Genomic DNA, 20,823 nt, shown 5'->3' with positions numbered 1-20,823 from the left:
GCCCGCCAACCCGACTCGATTGATGCCTAGCCATGAACACTGATTACCGCAAACCGCTGCCCGGTACCGATCTCGACTACTTCGACACCCGTGCCGCGGTCGACGCCATCCAGCCTGGCGCCTATGACAAACTGCCCTATACCTCCCGCATCCTGGCCGAACAGCTGGTACGCCGCTGTGCACCGGAGGCGTTGACGGATTCTCTTAAGCAGTTGATTGAACGCCAGCGTACCCTGGATTTCCCCTGGTACCCGGCTCGTGTGGTGTGCCATGACATTCTTGGACAAACCGCGCTGGTGGACCTGGCCGGTCTGCGTGACGCTATCGCCGAGAAAGGCGGGGACCCCTCCAAGGTGAACCCGGTGGTGCCGACCCAATTGATCGTGGATCACTCCCTGGCCGTTGAGCACCCGGGCTTCGAAAAAGACGCCTTTCAGAAAAACCGGGAGGTGGAAGAACGCCGTAACGCGGACCGCTTCCACTTTATCAACTGGACCAAAACCGCGTTCGATAACGTGGACGTGATCCCGCCGGGTAACGGCATCATGCATCAGATCAATCTGGAGAAGATGTCCCCGGTGGTGCAGGTCCGTGCTGATGGCAGCGGACGGAGCGTGGCTTATCCGGATACCTGTGTGGGGACCGACAGTCACACTCCGATGGTGGATGCCCTGGGCGTGATCTCCGTGGGCGTGGGTGGTCTGGAAGCCGAAAACGTGATGCTGGGCAATCCGTCCATGATGCGTTTGCCTGACATTGTCGGCGTGGAATTGACCGGTAAATTGAAACCGGGCATCACCGGCACCGACCTGGTACTGGCATTGACCGAATTCCTGCGCCGTGAGCGGGTGGTCGGCGCCTATCTGGAATTCTACGGCGAAGGCGCCGACAGCCTGTCCGTGGGCGACCGCGCCACCATCGCCAACATGACCCCGGAATACGGTGCCACCGCCGGCATGTTCTTCATCGACGATCAGACCATCGAGTATTTGAAGCTGACCGGCCGTGAAGATGAGCAGGTGGCTCTGGTGGAGACGTTCGCCAAGGAAACCGGATTGTGGGCGGACAGCCTGAAAGCCGCCGAGTATGAGCGCGTGCTGAAGTTTGATCTGTCCGGCGTTGAGCGCAATCTGGCCGGACCGTCCAACCCGCATGCGCTGCTGCCCGTGTCCCAGCTGCACGATCGTGGCATCGCCAAGGAATGGGAAGAGGAAGAAGGGTTGATGCCCGATGGCGCGGTGATCATCGCGGCCATCACCAGCTGTACGAATACCTCCAATCCGCGCAACATCATCGGTGCCGGGCTACTGGCCCGCAACGCCAACAAACTGGGCCTGGTACGCAAGCCCTGGGTAAAAAGCTCCCTGGCGCCGGGCTCCAAGACGGTGAAGATGTACCTGGAAGAGTCCGGCCTGCTGCCCGAGTTGCAGAATCTGGGCTTCGACGTGGTGGCGTTCGCCTGCACCACCTGCAACGGCATGTCCGGGGCTCTGGATCCCAAGATCCAGAAAGAGGTCATCGACCGCGACCTGTACGCCACCGCCGTGCTTTCCGGCAACCGTAACTTCGACGGCCGCATCCACCCCTACGCTAAGCAGGCGTTCCTGGCCTCGCCGCCGCTGGTGGTGGCCTACGCCATCGCCGGCACCATCCGTTTCGACATCGAAAAGGACGCGCTGGGCAAGGACCAGGACGGCAACCCGGTCTACCTGAAGGACATCTGGCCTTCCGATGAGGAGATCGACACCATTGTGAAGTCGGCGGTGAAACCGGAACAGTTCCGCAAGACCTATATCCCGATGTTCGAGAAGAAGGGCGATGGTGCTCGCGCCGCCAGCCCGCTGTACGACTGGCGTCCGCAATCCACCTACATTCGCCGCCCTCCTTACTGGGAAGGCAATATGGCGGGCCAGCGCCAGATGAAGGGCATGCGGCCGCTGGCGATCCTGCCGGACAACATCACCACCGATCACCTGTCGCCCTCCAACGCCATCCTGCTGGACAGCGCCGCCGGTGCCTACCTGCACAAGATGGGCCTGCCGGAAGAGGACTTCAACTCGTACGCGACGCACCGTGGCGATCACCTGACCGCTCAGCGTGCCACTCTTGCGAACCCGAAACTGTTCAACGAGATGTGCCGTGACGACAGCGGTAACGTGATCCAGGGCTCGCTGGCACGGGTGGAACCGGAAGGCCGGCAGATGCGCATGTGGGAAGCCATCGAAACCTACATGGAGCGCAAGCAGCCGCTGATTATCGTTGCCGGCGCGGATTACGGGCAGGGCTCGTCCCGTGACTGGGCCGCCAAAGGCGTGGCACTGGCCGGGGTGGAGGTGATCGCCGCCGAAGGTTTCGAGCGGATTCACCGCACCAACCTGATCGGCATGGGCGTCATGCCCCTGCAGTTCGAGGAAGGCACCACCCGCAACACGCTCAAGCTTGACGGCACGGAAATCTATGACGTGGAAGGTGAACTGGCGCCGCGTGCGACGCTGACGCTGGTGATTACCCGCAACAACGGTGACGTGGACCGCGTGCCGATGATCTGCCGGTTGGATACCGCGGAGGAAGTCTCCGTCTACACCAACGGCGGCATCCTGCAGAAATTCGCCAAGGAGTTCATGGCGGAAGCAGGCTGAGAGACGCCGGCACGCTCACACGTGACACGCCAGCACGCTACAACCGGAGCCGTTCTTCGGTTTGGCGTGTTGCGCGCGGCGTGTCGCGTGCAAGCCTTACTCATAAAGTGAGAAACGCATGACACATTCATCCCAGCCCCATGCTCCGCAGATCAGGATTCCCGCCACCTATATGCGCGGTGGCACCAGCAAGGGCGTTTTCTTCAATTTGCAGGATCTGCCGGAAGCGGCGCGGGTTCCCGGTGAGGCCCGGGACAAGCTGTTGCTGCGGGTGATCGGCAGCCCCGATCCCTACGGCAAGCACACCGACGGTATGGGCGGCGCGACGTCCAGCACCAGTAAAACGGTGATCCTGTCGAAAAGCGAAAAACCGGATCACGACGTGGATTATCTGTTCGGTCAGGTTTCCATTGATCAGCCTTTTATCGATTGGAGCGGTAACTGCGGCAATCTCACCGCGGCGGTCGGTTCCTTCGCCATCAGCAACGGGCTGGTGGATCCGGCGCGGATTCCGGAAAACGGCACGGTGGTGGTGCGGATCTGGCAGGCCAATATCGAGAAGACCATCATTGCCCATGTGCCGGTCACCAACGGCGCGGTGCAGGAAACCGGCGATTTCGAACTGGATGGCGTCACCTTTCCGGCGGCGGAAGTACAGATCGAATTCATGGATCCGGCGGATGGCGATGGCGCCATGTTTCCCACCGGCAATCGGGTGGATGAGCTGGACGTCCCCGGCATCGGCACCCTGAATGCGACGCTGATCAACGCCGGTATTCCCACCATTTTCGTCAACGCGGCGGACATCGGTTACACCGGTACCGAACTGCAAGGCGACATCAACGAGAACGCCGAAGCGCTGGCCCGCTTTGAAACCATTCGTGCCCACGGTGCGGTGCGCATGGGTCTGATCAAGGACATCAGCGAGGCGGCCGCGCGGCAGCACACGCCGAAGGTGGCCTTCGTCGCACCGCCGGCCAGTTACACCTCTTCCAGTGGCAAAGCGGTGAGTACCGATGATGTGGATCTGCTGGTACGCGCTCTGTCCATGGGCAAACTGCACCACGCCATGATGGGGACGGCGGCGGTGGCCATCGGTACCGCCGCGGCGATTCCCGGCACCCTGGTGAATCTGGCCGCCGGTGGTGGCGAGCGTAACGCGGTGCGTTTCGGCCATCCCTCCGGCACCTTGCGGGTCGGCGCCGAGGCCGCCGAGGTCAATGGCGAATGGACCGCCACCAAGGCGATCATGAGCCGCAGTGCGCGAGTCCTGATGGAAGGCTGGGTGCGGGTGCCCGGATAATCCGCGTCCGGTTTGACGGATTCCGCGGTATCGTCATTCGCCGCCAAGACAGCTTCCCACAGCCGTATCTTCGCGGAGCCGCTATGGGTGCTGCCTTGGCGGCGAAGGGGCGTGTCGCGGATCAAGCCCTGACGCTGTAAGCCCTCGCCGGATTGACCGGCCCCTTCACATCCCGCATCTTGAACGTCGGATAGCCGTCGCCATTCCGCCTTTGAATAACGGAAAAGGAGTGAGCCCGATGAGCAGTAACGTCGATCAAAACCTGCGCCCGGATTACGACGTCGAAATCCAGGCGATTGTCGATTACGTCCTCAACTACCGCATCGATTCCCTGGAAGCCTGGGACACCGCCCGCAATTGTCTGATGGATACGCTCGGTTGCGGGTTGCTGGCGTTGCGTTTCCCGGAATGCACCAAGCATCTGGGCCCCCTGGTGGAGGGAACGGTGGTGCCCCATGGCGCCCGGGTGCCGGGCACCTCGTTCCGGTTGGATCCGGTGAAAGCGGCCTGGGACATCGGCTGCATTGTCCGCTGGCTGGACTACAACGACACCTGGCTGGCGGCGGAATGGGGCCATCCGTCGGACAATCTTGGCGGTATCCTGGCGGTGGCGGATCACCTTTCGCAAAAGAACCTGGCCAATGGCAAGCCGGCACTGACCATGAGGACGGTGCTGGAAGGCATGATCATGGCCCATGAGATTCAGGGTGTGCTGGCGCTGGAAAACTCGTTCAACCGGGTCGGCCTGGATCATGTGGTGCTGGTAAAGGTCGCCACCACCGCGGTGGTGGGCAAGATGATGGGCGCGAATCGTGAGCAGTTGCTGTCCGCGGTGTCTCACGCCTGGGTGGACGGGCAGTCCTTGCGTACCTATCGGCATGCACCCAACGCCGGTTCACGTAAATCCTGGGCCGCCGGTGACGCCACCAGCAGGGCGGTGCGGCTGGCGGACATCGCGCTGCGCGGGGAAATGGGTATTCCCGGCGCGCTCACCGCGCCGCAGTGGGGCTTTTACGACGTGTCGTTTTCCAAAACCAACAAGGATCAGAAGCTGAAACCGGAGGGGGAACGCCGTTTCTCGTTTCAGCGGGAATACGGTTCCTACGTAATGGAAAACATTCTGTTCAAGATCAGTTTCCCGGCGGAGTTTCATAGCCAGACCGCCTGCGAAGCCGCCGTGACCTTGCATCCGCGGGTCAAGGACCGCCTGGATCAGATCGACCGGATTGTCATTACCACCCACGATTCGGCGATCCGCATCATTTCCAAGGAGGGGCCGTTGGCCAATCCGGCGGACCGGGATCACTGCATCCAGTACATGACAGCCGTGCCTTTGATCTTCGGCGACCTGGTGGCGGAAAATTATGAGGACGATTTCCATGCCGCTCATCCGCTGATCGACGAACTTCGTGACAAAATGCAGATCGAGGAAGACGAACGCTACACGAAGGATTATTATGACCCGCGGAAACGATCCATCGCCAACGCCGTTCAGGTGTTTTTCAAGGATGGTTCCTGCACCGACCAGGTCGCCGTGGAATACCCCATCGGCCACCGTCGCCGTCGCGCGGAAGGTATTCCGCTGCTTGAAACCAAATTCAGGCGTAATCTGGAAACCCGCTTTCCCAGCGGGCGGGCCAGAACGGTCTTCGAGTTGTGCAAGGATCAGGCGACCCTGGAAAGGACCCCGGTAAACGCATTCATGGACTTGCTGGTGATTTGAGCCGGTCTCGTACCGCACACCGGTAAGCCGCCCAAGACTGGCGGCAACCCCGCCAACCCCAGCGACGCCGAGGCGTCGCACCCAGGCCCGGCCACAAGCTGGGCCTTTTTTATGGTGGCCAATCCCGGGTAAGGCGTCGAAAGCGGTTAAGAGCGAGGTCTTAAGCGACATGGAAGTGGTTGTTGTTTTCATGCTGGTGATGGCCGTAATCGGCATCGCCACGGCTGGAGTTGACTATGCACGGCGGCGTGGCAAAAAGCAGAAGACTAATAAAGAGAGGATGCCAACAGGTGGGATCCCTTGGCACGCGGTGAAGAAGTTCGCGCTTGCGGTGCTCTGCATTACCGTTCTTTTTGCCGGGTCGTTCGCCTATATGGAACACTTTGGCGGTAAGGGACGGAGGGCGGCCGTGTCGGCCTGTGTGGCACTGGCGACCGCCCAGGGGCTGGATATCGAATGGCGCCTGAATGAACGGATGCAGACGGTGGGGCGTGTCTGGTCTTTCCGGTACTTCGATGGGCGCGCGAATGCCGACGGGTATAGCGAGGATTATGAGTGTCGCGCGTACCACCATCGCGGGGAGGGGTGGACGGCGGAGATCTCCCGAGAATAGTGTCTCCGCCAGGATAAAGAACAATCGGTGCGCTCGGTTGGCGTGTTCAGCCAGCGTACACCGGCATCGCCAGCGTCGCTTGCAGCACCCGGCCCACCGGGCCATGCTCATCGAACAGGGTGGTTTCCACCAGGCCGTTGCCGTTGTCCTCCATGCGGGAGCGAGCGTCCAGTCCCAGCCAATCGCCACGCGGGTCACGGTGCAGGTACAGCGAGATGTCGGCATTGATAGTGCCGATGTCCCCGGCGACTTTCAGTTGCCCGACGCCATTGCCGAAATCCGACAGGGTGGCGGCCCGCACCACGGTGGAGCAGGGCGCGCCTTCGATTACCGGGACCGGCAGCCGCATCCAGGCCCGTCCCCGGCCACGCCCTTCGACGCCATCGATCAGTGCCACCTCCACGGTGCTGTGCAGGCCGGGGAGGGGCAGACGCGGCTTTTCCAGGTCCCGTTCCGCCACCGCGATCAGCGAGGCCACTGGCCGGCTGTCTCTGGCGGGTAGAGCGGGAGCGTCGAAACGGGCTTCGGCGGGTACGGTCACCGGGGTGCGTTCCAGATACAAGCCGGTTGCCCGGGATACCACCACACCGTCAGCCGACAAGGTACCTTGCAATACCCGCAAGCGTCGCCCGGCGCGCACGGTCTCCACCGTCGCCAGCAACGGTTTGGCGGGTACCGGACGCAACAGGTCCAGGGTGAAGCGGGCCAGACGCAGGTCGGCGCCGTCCATGGCATCCTCCATGACCGCCGCCAACAGGCCGGAAGGGGAGCCGCCATGCAGAAAATCAGGGCTCCAGGGCCCCAGGGCCGCCTGATTCGGGTGATAAAGGTCGCCATCGCGACGAAACAGTCCACGGGTCATGTTGTTGTCCTTTTCTTTGCAACGGGTTACTGCAGCCGCCGGGTCAGGCCTTTCATGGCCAGGATGCGGGTGCTGATCTCCTCGATGGACAGCTCGGTGGCGTCCAGATGGGGAATATTGAATTTGTTGTATAGGGCCTGCAGGGCGCGCACCTCCATCTCGCACTGGCGTGGTGATGCGTAACGGCTGCCCGCCTTGCGTTCGCTACGGATGGCGCTGAGGCGGTCCGGATTGATGGTCAGCCCGAACAGCTTGTCCTTGTGGGGCGCCAGGCTGTCCGGTAGACGCAGATCATCGAAATCGTCTTCGGTGAGCGGATAATTGGCGGCGAACAGGCCGAACTGCAGGGCCAGATACAGACAGGTCGGGGTCTTGCCGGAGCGTGACACGCCGATCAGGATGACGTCGGCCTGGTCGTAGTGCCGGGTGCGGGCGCCGTCGTCGTTGTCGAGGGCGAAGTGCACCGCGTTGATGCGAATCCGGTAGGCCTGCTGGTCACGGATGGCGTGGCTCTGGCCCACCTGGAGGCTGGAGCGCACTCCCAGTTCGTCCTCCAGCGGCTGCAGGAAGGCGGTGAACAGGTCCAGTACGCGACCTTTGCAGGTGTGCAGGATCTCACGATGGTCGTCGTGGACCAGAGTGGAGAACACCACCGGCGCCGCGTCGTCGCGCTCCGCGGCCTGATTGATCCGCGCTACCGCCTCGCGGGCGAGCTCATTGGACTGGACATAGGGGATGGTGGTCTGGCTGAATTCGACACTGCCGAATTGGCTCAGAAGACTGTGACCCAACGTCTCGGCGGTGATCCCGGTGCCGTCGGAGACGTAGAATGCGGATCTTTTCATGCGGTGAAGCTCCTCGTGGGTACAGATGGCGGGCCCGCGAACATGGGCCCGTCGCGGCCGGTTGACCGTAACGCCGGCCTGGTTCTAAACGAAAGTCGTAACAGTTTACCCAATCCATGCGGGCAAACCGCCTTGGTTTTGAGTAGAATGGCGGCTCGGTTCAATCCGGTAAAGGAACTCCTGGTTAATTTTTCTCCACGGTTCCGGGCGCCTCCGGCCTGGACCGGGATGTATTAAACAGTGGGTTTCCACAGTATCGGCCAGCAATATCTAAGGAGACGACCTTGGCGGAGTACGTAGTCTGGTTTAAGGATCTGGGCAAGGGAGACGTGGAACGCGTCGGTGGTAAAAACGCCTCCCTCGGCGAGATGATCAGCAACCTGGCGGCGGCCGGTGTGTCCGTTCCGGGCGGTTTCGCGACCACCGCGGAAGCCTTCCGCGAGTTTCTGGAACACAACGACCTGACCACCAAGATCAACGACGCGCTCAGCAGCCTGGACGTGAACGATGTGGTAGCGCTGGCGGCGACCGGTGAGCAAATCCGTAAATGGGTGGTGGACGCGCCGTTCCAGCCCGCCCTGGAAGCCGCCATTCGTGACGCCTACGAACAGATGTGTGAAGGCAACGGTGATCTGCCGGTGGCGGTGCGCTCTTCCGCCACCGCGGAAGATCTGCCGGATGCTTCCTTTGCCGGTCAACAGGAGACCTTCCTCAATATCCGCGGCCTGGACAGTGTCATGGTGGCGGTGAAGGAAGTGTTCGCCTCCCTGTTCAACGACCGCGCCATCAGCTACCGGGTGCATCAGGGGTTTGACCACAAACTGGTGGCCCTGTCCGCGGGCATCCAGCGTATGGTGCGCTCCGAAACCGGCGCCGCAGGCGTGATGTTCACCCTGGATACCGAGTCCGGTTTCCGTGACGTGGTCTTCATTACCGCGTCCTATGGCCTGGGCGAAATGGTGGTGCAGGGCGCGGTGAACCCGGACGAGTTCTACGTTCACAAGAAAACCCTGCTCAACAAGCGCCCGAGCATCCTGCGCCGCAATCTCGGCAGCAAGATGCAGAAGATGGTTTACGGCAGCGAAGCGGTGGCCGGCAAGTCCGTGCAGACCGTGGATGTGAGCGCCGAGGACCGTCTGCGCTTCTGTCTCTCCGATGCCCAGGTGGCGGATTTGTCCCGCCAGGCCATCGAGATCGAAAAGCATTACGGCATGCCCATGGACATCGAGTGGGCGCTGGACGGCGATGATCAAAAACTGTACATCGTGCAGGCCCGTCCGGAGACGGTGAAGAGCCGTTCCGACGCTTCCGTCATGGAGCGCTACCTGCTCAAGCAGACCGGCAAGGTGCTGGTGGAAGGCCGGGCCATTGGCCAGCGCATCGGCGCCGGTCCGGTGCGGATCGTTTCCAGCATCAAGGAAATGGAAAAAGTGCAGCCCGGCGATGTGCTGGTCACCGACATGACCGACCCGGACTGGGAACCGGTCATGAAGCGGGCCGCCGCCATCGTCACCAACCGGGGTGGCCGGACCTGTCACGCAGCGATCATCGCTCGCGAGTTGGGCGTGCCCGCCATTGTCGGCTGTGGCGACGCCACCGAGCAGCTCACGGACGGTCAGAAGGTGACCGTATCCTGTGCCGAAGGCGACACTGGCAACATCTATGAAGGCATGCTGGACTTTGACGTTCAGCGTAACTCCATCGAATCCATGCCGAAGTTGCCGTTCAAGATCATGATGAACGTGGGCAACCCGGATCGCGCCTTCGATTTCGCCGCGCTGCCGAACCAGGGCGTGGGGCTGGCCCGTCTCGAGTTCATCATCAATCGCATGATCGGTGTACACCCGAAGGCCCTGTTGAACTACGACACCCTGCCGCGGGACGTGCAGCAGGCCGCCGACAAGCGTATCGCCGGCTACAACGACCCGGTGGATTTCTACGTGGAGAAACTGGTGGAGGGGATTTCCACCCTGGCCGCCGCCTTCCACCCGGAGAAAGCCATCGTCCGTCTGTCGGACTTCAAGTCCAACGAATACGCCAACCTGATCGGCGGCAAGCTCTATGAGCCCGAGGAAGAGAACCCGATGCTGGGCTTCCGTGGCGCCAGCCGTTACATCAGCGAGAACTTCCGCGACTGCTTCGAGCTGGAATGTCGCGCGCTGAAGAAAGTACGCGATGAAATGGGCTTCACCAATGTGGAAATCATGGTGCCCTTCGTGCGTACACCGGGCGAAGCCGAGCAGGTCATCGATCTGCTGGCCAAGAACGGTCTGAAGCGGGGCGAGAACGGTCTGCGCATCATCATGATGTGCGAACTGCCCACCAACGCGTTGCTGGCCAATGACTTCCTCAAGTTCTTCGATGGCTTCTCCATCGGCTCCAACGACCTGACTCAACTGACCCTGGGTCTGGACCGTGATTCCGGTATCGTCAGCCACCTGTTCGATGAGCGGGATCCGGCGGTGAAGGCGCTGCTGAAGATGGCCATCGACGCCTGTAATGCCCAGGGCAAATACGTGGGCATTTGCGGTCAGGGCCCGTCCGATCACCCGGATCTGGCCAAGTGGCTGATGGAGCAGGGCATTTCCTCCGTGTCCCTGAACCCGGATTCGGTATTGGATACCTGGTTCTACCTGGCGGAGAAACACGGCCACTAATCGGTCCGTGCTGAACGAAAAAGCCGTGTCCCGAAAGGGGCACGGCTTTTTTTGTGGCCGCCATCCCTGGCGGCCACCCTTCGGGGCGTTGCTGGCACAACGTCAAAAATCGCTCCCGGCGATTTTGTGGTTCATCGCGGCTTGGCGGGAAGCGATCTTACCTTGCATCAGGGACAGCGTAGCCGTGTTACGCCTTTGCGGGAACGTCGTGAAGCAGGTTCCGCAAAGGCGTAACACGGCTACGCTTCGAGGTGAGGGTCTGGCATAGAAGGGCCTCGAAGTCGCTGTGGGAGATTCTATGGTGCCCCGCAAAGCTCTTTTAAGGGGTGCGGGGCGCCATGGAATCTCCCGCGGATTGGGCCACGAAGCCGCTGTGGGAAGCTTGCTGGCAAGCGAATGGCCAACGGAGAGGCATTCGCGGCCAAGGCCGCTTCCCACAGCGGCCTTGTAGCGACCTCTGAGCAGCCCTCAATAGATGGCCATGCTATTGCTTACAGGAACCCCCTCCGTGCTATCGTTCCCGAAAAAGAGGGAACAGCATGTTTTATCGCATCATTCGCACTCTGGAGCTGTACGACGGTCTGCGCCTGCCGGTGCGGGTGGCCGGGGTGGAGTTATTGCTGGTGCACGATGACGGGAAAACCTGGCTGATTCAGCGCCGCTGTCCCCATGGTGAATTTCCGTTGGAGCGGGCCACGGTTCATCGCGGCGTGCTCCGCTGTCCGGGGCATGGTTTGGAATTCTCTCTGGACAGCGGCCGCTGTCCGAATCAGAGCTATCAACTGCGCCGCTACCGTATTGACTACGAAGGGCCCTGGCTGGGAGTGTGGGTGGCCGATGGCGACTGATTCCGGGAATCAGCGGATCGCCAGGGTGTCGTCGTCCTGAGCGGAGCGGGCGGCCAGTTGCACCTGGTAGCGCAACCTCAACGCCTTCACCTTTTGTACATAGGCCTGGGTTTCGGCAAAGGGCGGGATGCCGTCGTAGCGGCGGACATTGCCTTCTCCGGCGTTGTAGGCCGCCAGCACCCGATCCAGATCATCGAAGCGGCCTTGCAGATAAGCGAGAAAGCGGGTCCCGCCGTCGATGTTCTCATCGGCATCGAACGGGTCCAGCACCTGAAGATGCCGGGAGGTCTCCGGCATCAATTGCATCAGTCCCTGGGCGCCGACCCGGGATACCGCCAGGCGATTAAACAGGGACTCGGCGTGGATCACCGCTTTGACCAGCGCGGCCTCCACGTTATGGGCACGGGCGGCGCGGGCGATGACCGCGTCGTAGCGGTCGCGCTGGGCGGCGGTGAGGCCTCGGGGCACGTAGTTCCAGCCCTTGCGGACGGACAACAGGGTATACTCCGGGCCAACCCGGTCACGAGGTTGATCGGTGAACAGAATGCTGCCGTCGGCGGCCCGATACTTGTAGATGTCCCGGGCCCAGGACGGCGATCCTACCAGCAGGATCAGAAGCAACCCGAATACCCCAAAGCGTGTCATATCTCGTTATTCAATCCGTGCTGCTATTGTTTATCGGTCCATATCCAAATGGACGGTTCCCCCAAGGGTTCCTTTGATACCATAGCGGACGGCCACGGGGTAGGGGGTAACGGCTTCCCTCTGAACCAGGTCTCACCTTTCCCGCGGGGGCGCTGGCCAGTACTCTTTACAGAGCCCGAGTCGTCAAGGAGGAAGTATGTTGTCTCCACAGCTGCAGTCTTGGCTGGATACGTTCATTACCTGGCTGGAACTGGGGTTGTTGCTGGCCCTGGTGATCGTGCTGCTGACCGCCCTGGTGCTGTGGTTTCAGGATCGCTATCTGCAAACCGCCCATTCCATCCGCCGAAATTATCCGCTGATCGGCCGGTTCCGTTATTTCTTCGAGCACCTGGGCGAATTCTTCCGCCAGTATTTCTTCGCCATGGACCGGGAAGAGTTGCCGTTCAACCGCGCTCAGCGCAGTTGGGTGTACCGGGCGGCGAAAAATCTGAGCAACACCGTGGCGTTCGGCTCCACCAAGCAGAATGGCGCTGGCCGGGTGGTGTTTCTCAATACGCCGTTTCCGACCCTGGAGAAGGACGCGGCGGAGACCATGCCATTGATGATCGGGCCGCACGCCCGTCAGCCCTACGTGGCTCGCAGTTTCTACAATATTTCCGGAATGAGCTTCGGTGCTTTGTCGAAACCCGCGGTCAGGGCGCTATCCCACGGTGCCTCGCTCGCCGGGTGTTGGCTGAATACCGGGGAAGGGGGACTGGCCCCCTGGCACCTGGAGGGCCACTGTGATGTGATTTTCCAGATTGGCACCGCCCGCTATGGCGTGCGCGATGCCGAGGGCAACATGGATGACGCCAGGCTGGAACAGGTGGCGCAGCGCCCGGAAGTGAAGATGATCGAGATCAAGCTCAGCCAGGGGGCCAAGCCGGGCAAGGGCGGGATTCTGCCGGGGCCCAAGGTGACCGAGGAAATCGCCGCGATTCGCGGTATCCCGGTGGGACAGCCGTCGATCAGCCCCAACGGCCAACCGGATGTGGGCAGCGCCGCCGATCTTCTGGACATGATCCACCACGTCCGCGATGTCACCGGCAAGCCCACCGGTATCAAGGCGGTTATCGGTTCCTGGCAGTGGCTGGAAGACCTGTTCATGGAAATCCATGAACGCGGTCTGGACAGTGCGCCGGACTTCATCACCATCGACAGCGGCGATGGCGGCACCGGCGCCGCGCCGATGTCATTGATGGACGATGTGGGGTTGAATCTGTCCGAATCGTTGCCCCTGGTGGTGGATTTGCTCGACGGCTTCGCCCTGCGGGAGCGGATCCGGGTAATCGCGTCGGGCAAGCTGATCACGCCGAACATGGTGGCCTGGGCCATCGCCATGGGCGCTGATTTCTGTGTCTCGGCACGGGGCTATATGTTCGCCTTGGGATGCATCCAGGCCATGCAGTGCAACCGCAACACCTGTCCCACCGGCGTCACCACGCATAACCCCCGTTTGCAGCGTGGCCTGGTGCCGGCGGAAAAGGCCCAGCGGGTGGCTTACTTTCATGCCAATCTGGTCAAGGAAGTGGAAACCATCGCCCACTCCTGCGGCGTCGGCGAGCCGCGGGAATTGCGCCGGCATCATGTTCGGCTGGTCAATTCCAATGGCGATTCGATTCCCATGGAAGAATTGTGGCCGCCAATTGAGCGCGGCCTTTATCTGACCGAGGGGCGTCCCAGCCTGCATGCGCCCTTTGCCCGTTTCCGCGTGGGTGCCTGAAGATCGTCAACAGGCCCTAGAGGGTATCGCCGTCCGCTATCGGCGTTATTGTCAGCGCCGGCTTGTGATTCCCGGGACAGGCGCCAGAATAACGGCATCTTCCCGGGGACCGTAACCGGTGCCCTGATCCAACATGAATCAAGGAGCAGCTTGTGTCCGCTGAATTTGACCTGGTAGTGATCGGCGCGGGATCCGGCGGTGTGCGTGCCGCGCGCATGGCCGCCAGCCATGGCGCCAAAGTAGCGATCATCGAGGAGCGCTTTTTTGGCGGCACCTGCGTCAATGTGGGCTGCGTGCCGAAGAAGCTGTTCGCTTATGGCGCCGGGTTCCCTGGTGAGTTCGAATTGGCCGCCAGTTATGGCTACCGGGTGGCTGACTGGTCCTTCGACTGGGCTACCTTGCGGGACAACAAAACCCGTGAAATCGAGCGCTTGAACGGCATTTATCGCAAGCTGCTGGACGGCGCCGGGGTACAAATCTTCGAAGGCCATGGCCGGGTCGAGAGCAGTGGCACGGTCAGCGTGGACGGCGGCACCGTACTCCAGGCCCGCCATATTCTCATCGCCACCGGCGGCAAGCCGTACGTACCGGACTTCCCCGGCCGTGAACAGGTGCGTATCTCCGATGATCTGTTTTACCTGGAGCGGTTGCCGAAACGGGTGGCGGTAGTCGGTGGTGGTTACATCGCCAGCGAGTTCGCCTCCATTCTGAATGGTCTGGGCGTGGCGGTGACGCAACTGTATCGCCGGGAGCTGTTCCTGCGCGGCTTCGACAAGGATGTGCGGGAGTTCGTCGCCGAAGGCATGCGCCACGCCGGCGTGGACTTGCGTTTCAATACCGACGTGACCGCCATCGAGGAGCAGGGCGGAGAGAAAGTGCTTCGCCTTACTGACGATTCCGAGCTGCGTGTGGACGAGGTGTTCTATGCCACCGGCCGGGTGCCGAGGCTGGACCGGTTGTTCGCCGACGGCATGGCGGTGCGAACCAATGAGCGCGGCGCCATTGAGGTGAATGATCGCTTCGAGACCAGCGTCGCCAATGTTTATGCCTTGGGCGATGTGATCGACCGGCTGCAGTTGACGCCGGTGGCGCTGGCCGAAGGCATGTGGCTGGCGGCCTTCCTGTTCGGTGAACAAAAACCGGAAGGACCGGTGGTCTACAGCGACGTGCCCACGGCGGTGTTCTGCCACCCCAATATCGGCACGGTCGGTTTGACCGAGGAGCAGGCTCTGGCGCGTTATGGCACGGTGCGGGTGTACCGCAGCGAGTTCCGGCCGTTGCGTTACACCCTCAGCGACATTCAGGAACGCACGCTGATGAAGCTGATCGTTGATGACAGCAGCGATAAGGTGGTGGGACTGCACATGGCCGGCGAGGAGGCCGCGGAAATCACCCAGGGTTTCGCCGTCGCCATTCGCATGGGCGCCACCAAGGCGGACTTTGACGCTACCGTGGGCATCCACCCCAGTTCCGCCGAGGAGTTCGTCACGTTACGCCAGGGCGAGACGGTGACCGCCGCGCCGCGAAACTGACTGGTGTTTTGGCAAACCCGGAAAGCATTCGCGGCCAAGGCCGCTTCCCACAGCGACTTTGTGGCTCCCTCTGTGGGAAGCTGGCTTGCCAGCGAATGCCGTGCGTCGGCGTGTTGCGTGTCAGCCGGGGCGCTTGGCGCTTAAAGTCGCTCCAGCGTCACTGGCAAGCCATCGGCGGGCACCGGCAGGCTGCGGGTGTCCAGCGGCATTTCATAATCGTCCGGCACCTCCCAGCGAAAACGCAACAGCATCTGATGCAATACGGATTTCACTTGCATCTCGGCGAAATGCAGACCGATGCATTTATGCGCGCCGCCGCCAAAGGGAACCCAGGCATAGGGGTGTACCCGGTCTTCACGGCGGGCATCGCTGAAGCGCTCCGGGTCGAACCGTTCCGGATCCGGCCAGTATTCCTCCATGGAATGGGTGAAAAACGGCGCGATATTGATGAAGGTGCCGGCCGGAATATGGAAACCGTCATACTCCACGTCCTTGACGGTACGCCGGGGCATGCTGGGCACCGGGGCGCATAGTCTCAGAGCTTCCTTCATGGCCATGCCGATACCGGGGAGTTTGTCCAGATCCTCGTGTTCCAACCAGGGCTTGCCCAGCGCCAGGGATTCCTCCCTTAGCCGTTCCTGCCATTGCGGCTCCCGGGCCAGATGATAGAGCAGGGTACACAAGGTGATGGTGGTGGTGTCGTGGGCCGCCATCATCAGAAAGATCATATGGCTGACCACGTCCTCGTCGCTGAATTCATGGCCATCCTCGGTACGGGCCTGGCACAGCATGCTGAACAGGTCGCTATCCGGAGCGGCGCGCTTGGCACCGATATCGTCCATGAACAGCCGTTCAAGAACCCGTCTGCCCCGTAACCCTTTGGACCAGCCAAGCCCCGGTACCGGAAAACGGACCAGGGAGGTGCCGGCGCGTACGGTATCGATAAAGGCGCGGTTGATCCGGTCCGTCTGATCCCCCAGCTCCCGTCCCATGAACACGTCGGTGGCCAGATCCAGAGTCAACTGCTTGAGAGCCGGCAGCAGCTTGACGGGGCCCTCGGACCAGTGCGACAGACCTTCCTCGGTGCGTGGCGCCATCCGCTGCAGGTAACCGCGCAGGGCTTCACGCTGGAACGCCTGTTGCATGATACGGCGATGCCAACGGTGCTCCTCGAAATCCAGCAGCATGATGCCGCGATGGAAGAACGGGCCAATGAAGTAAGACCAGCCCTGGTGGTTGGAAAACAGATCGCCACGGTTCATCAGTACAAACTGATTGGCGTCGGGGCCGAGCATCTGCACCATCTTCAAACCAAACAGGTGAGTCCAGGACACGGGCCCGAAACGGTCATAACGTTGCCGTAACGTGGTGACCGGGTCGCGCATCATCGCCAGGGTGTTGCCGATCAACGGCAGCCCGGCATCGCCGGGGACCGGTTTCAACGTGCTGCCAGCGGGAACCGGCGCCAGCGGGGTGATGGTGGCCATGTAGCTCTCCGTTCATGGTAATGCCGTTATGGCGATGCCGTTGTCGTTATGATGTCGGTGTATATAACGTGTTTACCTGCATGCTGAGCATGCTTCGGGCGGAAGGCAATAGCGGGTATATGTCTTTCTGTCGGATATTTACCCGGTGGTGGGTAAAGAACGATCATGTGGCGGGCAGCTCCCGTATTCTCCCGGCCACGGCGGGCCATCAACGGCTTATGCACGCGGTTATCCACAGAAACTGTGGACATCCCGCACGCCTGTGGCGTTGGTCTCCACGGCCGCTGTTCCATGCTGGCCGGCTGTGTACCATGTGGGCTCGGGTTATGGAGGTATTTTGATGCGAACAGTGGTGTTCAACCGCAAAGGCGGGGTCGGCAAATCCAGTATCACCGTCAACCTGGCCGCCATTGCCGCCAGCGAAGGCCGCAAGACGCTGGTGGTGGATCTGGATCCGCAATGCAACGCCAGCCAATATTTGCTTGGCATGGAGGCGTATCGGGGCGAGGACGGGCCCGCCCCCAACATCGGTTCATTCTTTGCGCAGACGCTGTCATTCAAGCTCAAGGAAAAGGCGCCGCGGGAATATGTGCACACCACTCGTTTCGAGAACCTGTATCTGCTGCCCGCCAACGGCGAGCTGGGTGAAGTGGAACACCTGCTGGAGTCCAAGCACAAAATCTACAAACTGAGAGGTTTGTTGAAGGCGCTGGCACGGGAGTTCGATGCCATCTATGTGGACACGCCACCGGCGTTTAATTTTTATACACTTTCGGCGTTGATCGCCTGCGACCGGGTATTGATTCCGTTCGATTGCGACGCCTTCTCACGCAAGGCGTTGTATTCGCTGCTGGAAAATATTCACGAAACCCGGGAGGACCATAACGAGGACCTTTCCGTGGACGGCATCGTCGTCAACCAGTACCAGCCCCGTGCCCGTCTACCCCAGGAGCTGGTGGCGCAGTTGCAGGAGGAGGGGCTGCCGATCCTCAACAGCCGGTTGTCCGCCAGTGTCGCCATGCGTGAATCCCACGACAAGGCATTGCCACTGGTGCACTGGAATTCGCGTCATAAACTCACCGACGAATACCGGGCGCTGTACCGGGAGCTCTATGGCTGAATCCACTTGGCGCCGTGCCCGGCAACGGGCCGGCCGTGTACTCAAATCCCCCGCCAGTGCCGCCAAGGCCTGGGCCAATCGTGACCGTCTGGGGGAAGCCTGGGACAGGTTGCAGTTGGCCGGGAGCATGCTGAAGGACTGGTCCCTACGGCGTTATCCCCAGGCGCCCTGGGCCACGCTGATCACGGTGGCGGCGGTATTGATCTACTTCCTGATGCCGCTGGACGCGGTGCCGGACATGATCCTCGGCGCCGGTTTGCTGGATGATCTGGTGGTGCTCAATCGCGCCTGGCGCTGGATCGGTTCGGACCTGGAGAAGTACCGGCTGTGGCGGGACGGGCAAGAAGAGCCGGACGCTGGACGCCGGACGCTTTAGAACGCGGTTTCTTGAAGCGTTGCGGGTCTAAATAATCGCGTTCAAGGCTTGCACGGGCCGGAGGCCGGGCTTCATCGTCTGGCGTCTGGCGTCTGGCGTCTGGCGCTTTTCACCCCCGCGCCGCCAGCCAGTCGGCGATGATGCGCCAGGTATGGGACGGGGCCTTGCTGCCGGCAAAGACGCCGGCATGACCGCCCGGCGCTTCCTCGAAACGCTTTTCGCTACTGCCCACTACCTTGAGAATGTCCCGCGCCGCGCGCAGGGTGACGATACGATCACTGGTGCCGCCGATGGCCAGCAGATCCTGGGTGACGTTGGCGAAATCCACTTCGTGGTCAGCCAGTTTGATACGGCCGTCGGCCAGACTGTTGGCCAGAATCAGTTTCTCGATCACTTCTCTGACCACCGCGCCGGGGTAGTCCACCATGTCGTTGAACCACTGGCCCATGGTCATGTATTCGGTGAGGTAGTCGCGGTCGGCGGAGTTGCGCCATAAATCCACGTAGGACTGCACCAGCCCCGGCGGATTGGTGAGCTTGAACCCCCATGACAACAGGTTGGCGGGAATGTGAAACAGCTTGCTGTCCAGTGGCTCCAGACGCACCTGGAACCAGTCATGCACCTGCATGGCGGGGATCGCGGCAAGACTGAAGACGGTGCCGAACGGGCCGCTTTTGTGGAAATTCACCGGGCTGGCGATGGTGGCCAGGCTGTGCACCGGCGCCCCTGGGTGGCCGCCCAGGTACATCAGGCTGAGCAGGCCGCCCATGCAATAGCCAAGCAGGTTGATGTCCCCGGCGCTGGTGTGGTCGCGTACCGCTTCCACCGCCGCCGGCAGCCAGTGATTGACGTAGGTGTTCAGATCCAGCTCGCGGTCCGCCTTGGAGGGCTGGCCCCAGTCGATCAGATAGACGTCGTGGCCGCGCGCCATCAGGTAACGCACCATGGAGCGGTTCGGCATCAGGTCGAAGGTCCAGCAGTGGATCCCCAACGCCGGCACCAGCAGCAACGGTCGGCGGTGCTTGTGACGCTCCACCGGCACGCTCTCATCGCCCACCGGAATCCGCTCCATGGGTGGCAGACTGTAGTGGCGAACCGACATGATGCCGTCCTGGTAGATACGATCCCAGGGGGTTTTGTCGGTCTGGATGAAGCGGCGCGGGTGGCGTCGGCGTTCCATTGCCAGACCCAGGGCGCGGGCGCCGTTCTTCAGGGAGAAACGAGGTGACATCAGGGCTCCGAACTGCCAGGCCCGGCGATAGAGACTCACCGGGCATTTGCCATTGGCGCTTTTCAGCGCTAAAACAAGGCGTTAAGCTTGCCGCGCTTTGACCAAGGGAGCATTGGCCGCCGTGACAGATTCCTCCGTACCGTATACGCGAATGGACGTTTGCAAACGTTCCCTGGAAACCGTGCGTCACTCGCGCATGCTGGGCCTGCAAGTGCTCAGCGCGGAAGAGGAAGGGGTGCGGCTGCGTTTGCCCTGGCGCGAGGATCTGGTGGGTAATCCGGACACTGGCGTGCTGCACGGCGGCGCGGTCTTCGCTCTGATGGACCACGCTGGCGGCATGGCCAACAGCTGCCGGCTCTATCCAGCGGTGGAGATCACCCCGACCATCGATTTGCGCATTGATCACCTGCATGCGCCAACGCCGGGCAAGGCGGTGATCTGCGACGCCACCTGCTATCGCCTCAGCGCCCACGTCACCTTCGTGCGCATGACAGCCTGGGAAGAGGGCGACGAACAGGGCGAGCCGGTGGCCACCGGTCAGGCCACCTACACACGTATGAAACTGGACAGAAGCGGGCGGGTGGCATCCTGATGAGCGACACACTGAAAGCATTGGTTCAGGCCTGCCGGGCCGGCGAAGCGGATTACCAGGATCTGATCGACCGGGTGCCTTACGCCCGTTTTCTCGGCATTCAGGTGCGGGCCCAAGGGGAGGAACTGACCTTCATTCTGCCCCGCAACGAGAACAATCTGGGCAACCCGACCCTGCCGGCATTGCACGGCGGCGCCGTGGCCGGGTTCATGGAGCAGGCGGCCATCATCTTTATTCTGCTGCAGATGGGGGAGCCGCGGGTGCCGAAGACCATCGATTTCACCATCGACTATCTGCGTGCCGGGTTGTACCAGGATACGTTCGCGGAATGCCGGGTCACCCGCCTTGGCCGGCGTATTGCCAATGTGCATATCAGCGCCTGGCAAAGGAACCGGGAAGAACCGATCACCATTGCCCGCGCTCATTTTCTTCTTTCCGATGAAAATGCTTGAGGTTTCTTTTCCATCTTATTGATAAGAAAGAAAAAGAAACCATAAGTTGATGTCATTTTTGATTGTGATTTTACGACAGATTCAACGGCAAATTGTCATTGTCCGACATTGCCGTTGGTGGTCGGCCTGACTAGCG

17 protein-coding genes are annotated in these 20,823 nt (G+C 61.5%); 12 read left to right on the top strand and 5 right to left on the bottom strand.

Features of this window, described 5'->3' with window-relative positions; translation table 11 throughout:
• The first annotated feature begins 32 nt into the window (after positions 1-32).
• From acnD to A6D6_RS13305, 4 genes are all read left to right on the top strand, one after another.
• Entirely contained in the window at positions 33-2,639 is a 2,607-nt protein-coding gene (gene acnD / locus A6D6_RS13320) for a Fe/S-dependent 2-methylisocitrate dehydratase AcnD (protein ID WP_133490913.1), read from the top strand.
• Between the two features lie 118 nt (positions 2,640-2,757).
• Complete coding sequence (gene prpF, locus A6D6_RS13315) at positions 2,758-3,942, top strand: 2-methylaconitate cis-trans isomerase PrpF (protein ID WP_159660993.1); 1,185 nt, start codon at positions 2,758-2,760, stop codon at positions 3,940-3,942.
• 238 nt (positions 3,943-4,180) lie between these two features.
• Positions 4,181-5,665: a 2-methylcitrate dehydratase gene (gene prpD / locus A6D6_RS13310; RefSeq protein WP_133490911.1), complete on the top strand. Its 1,485-nt coding sequence runs from the start codon at positions 4,181-4,183 to the stop codon at positions 5,663-5,665.
• A 169-nt stretch (positions 5,666-5,834) separates the two neighbouring features.
• Positions 5,835-6,278 carry a hypothetical protein gene (locus A6D6_RS13305; protein ID WP_159660992.1) on the top strand — a complete coding sequence of 148 codons (444 nt, stop codon included), beginning with the start codon at positions 5,835-5,837 and terminating at the stop codon, positions 6,276-6,278.
• Positions 6,279-6,324: 46 nt separating this feature from the next.
• On the opposite strand, the gene A6D6_RS13300 is transcribed toward A6D6_RS13305, so the two are convergent.
• Both A6D6_RS13300 and ppsR read right to left on the bottom strand, forming a co-directional pair.
• Positions 6,325-7,140, bottom strand: coding sequence for a thioesterase family protein (locus A6D6_RS13300; RefSeq protein ID WP_133490909.1), 816 nt, complete (start codon positions 7,138-7,140; stop codon positions 6,325-6,327).
• A 26-nt stretch (positions 7,141-7,166) separates the two neighbouring features.
• Entirely contained in the window at positions 7,167-7,985 is an 819-nt protein-coding gene (gene ppsR / locus A6D6_RS13295) for a posphoenolpyruvate synthetase regulatory kinase/phosphorylase PpsR (RefSeq protein ID WP_133490908.1), read from the bottom strand.
• Between the two features lie 284 nt (positions 7,986-8,269).
• Here ppsR and ppsA point away from each other — a divergent pair, with 284 nt between their 5' ends.
• Positions 8,270-10,642, top strand: coding sequence for a phosphoenolpyruvate synthase (gene ppsA, locus A6D6_RS13290; protein ID WP_133490907.1), 2,373 nt, complete (start codon positions 8,270-8,272; stop codon positions 10,640-10,642).
• 539 nt (positions 10,643-11,181) lie between these two features.
• Complete coding sequence (locus A6D6_RS13285) at positions 11,182-11,490, top strand: Rieske (2Fe-2S) protein (protein ID WP_159660991.1); 309 nt, start codon at positions 11,182-11,184, stop codon at positions 11,488-11,490.
• Between the two features lie 9 nt (positions 11,491-11,499).
• Here the strand turns inward: A6D6_RS13285 and A6D6_RS13280 are convergent, their stop codons facing one another.
• Positions 11,500-12,135, bottom strand: a complete 636-nt coding sequence (locus A6D6_RS13280; RefSeq protein ID WP_159660990.1) for a lytic transglycosylase domain-containing protein — start codon at positions 12,133-12,135, stop codon at positions 11,500-11,502.
• Positions 12,136-12,331: 196 nt separating this feature from the next.
• Here A6D6_RS13280 and A6D6_RS13275 point away from each other — a divergent pair, with 196 nt between their 5' ends.
• On the top strand, positions 12,332-13,897 hold the full coding sequence (locus A6D6_RS13275; RefSeq protein ID WP_133490904.1) for an FMN-binding glutamate synthase family protein: 1,566 nt from the start codon (positions 12,332-12,334) through the stop codon (positions 13,895-13,897).
• 152 nt (positions 13,898-14,049) lie between these two features.
• Positions 14,050-15,429, top strand: a complete 1,380-nt coding sequence (gorA, locus tag A6D6_RS13270) for a glutathione-disulfide reductase (protein WP_159660989.1) — start codon at positions 14,050-14,052, stop codon at positions 15,427-15,429.
• 140 nt (positions 15,430-15,569) lie between these two features.
• Here the strand turns inward: gorA and A6D6_RS13265 are convergent, their stop codons facing one another.
• A complete protein-coding gene (locus tag A6D6_RS13265) occupies positions 15,570-16,916 on the bottom strand; it encodes a cytochrome P450 (RefSeq protein WP_133490902.1) in 1,347 nt (448 codons plus the stop codon).
• Between the two features lie 340 nt (positions 16,917-17,256).
• On the opposite strand from A6D6_RS13265, the gene A6D6_RS13260 reads away from it, so the two are divergent.
• Both A6D6_RS13260 and A6D6_RS13255 read left to right on the top strand, forming a co-directional pair.
• The gene (locus A6D6_RS13260; protein ID WP_159660988.1) at positions 17,257-18,036 is read left to right on the top strand and encodes a ParA family protein; all 780 of its coding nucleotides are present in this window, start codon (positions 17,257-17,259) and stop codon (positions 18,034-18,036) included.
• Complete coding sequence (locus tag A6D6_RS13255) at positions 18,029-18,412, top strand: YkvA family protein (RefSeq protein ID WP_159660987.1); 384 nt, start codon at positions 18,029-18,031, stop codon at positions 18,410-18,412. The genes A6D6_RS13260 and A6D6_RS13255 overlap by 8 nt, the downstream gene beginning before the upstream one ends.
• 109 nt (positions 18,413-18,521) lie before the next feature.
• On the opposite strand, the gene A6D6_RS13250 is transcribed toward A6D6_RS13255, so the two are convergent.
• Positions 18,522-19,643, bottom strand: coding sequence for an alpha/beta fold hydrolase (locus A6D6_RS13250; RefSeq protein WP_159660986.1), 1,122 nt, complete (start codon positions 19,641-19,643; stop codon positions 18,522-18,524).
• A gap of 151 nt (positions 19,644-19,794) precedes the next feature.
• Between A6D6_RS13250 and A6D6_RS13245 the strand changes: the two genes are divergently transcribed.
• Together A6D6_RS13245 and A6D6_RS13240 are read left to right on the top strand one after the other, a co-directional pair.
• Positions 19,795-20,235: a PaaI family thioesterase gene (locus A6D6_RS13245; protein ID WP_133490898.1), complete on the top strand. Its 441-nt coding sequence runs from the start codon at positions 19,795-19,797 to the stop codon at positions 20,233-20,235.
• Positions 20,235-20,687, top strand: coding sequence for a PaaI family thioesterase (locus A6D6_RS13240; RefSeq protein ID WP_133490897.1), 453 nt, complete (start codon positions 20,235-20,237; stop codon positions 20,685-20,687). The genes A6D6_RS13245 and A6D6_RS13240 overlap by 1 nt, the downstream gene beginning before the upstream one ends.
• Positions 20,688-20,823: the final 136 nt, after the last annotated feature.

Origin of the sequence: Alcanivorax xiamenensis, assembly GCF_009846745.1 — a bacterium.
GTDB classification, from domain to species: domain Bacteria; phylum Pseudomonadota; class Gammaproteobacteria; order Pseudomonadales; family Alcanivoracaceae; genus Alloalcanivorax; species Alloalcanivorax xiamenensis.
Note: the sequence above shows the minus strand (reverse complement) of the source record. Positions and strands in the feature narration are given on the sequence as shown.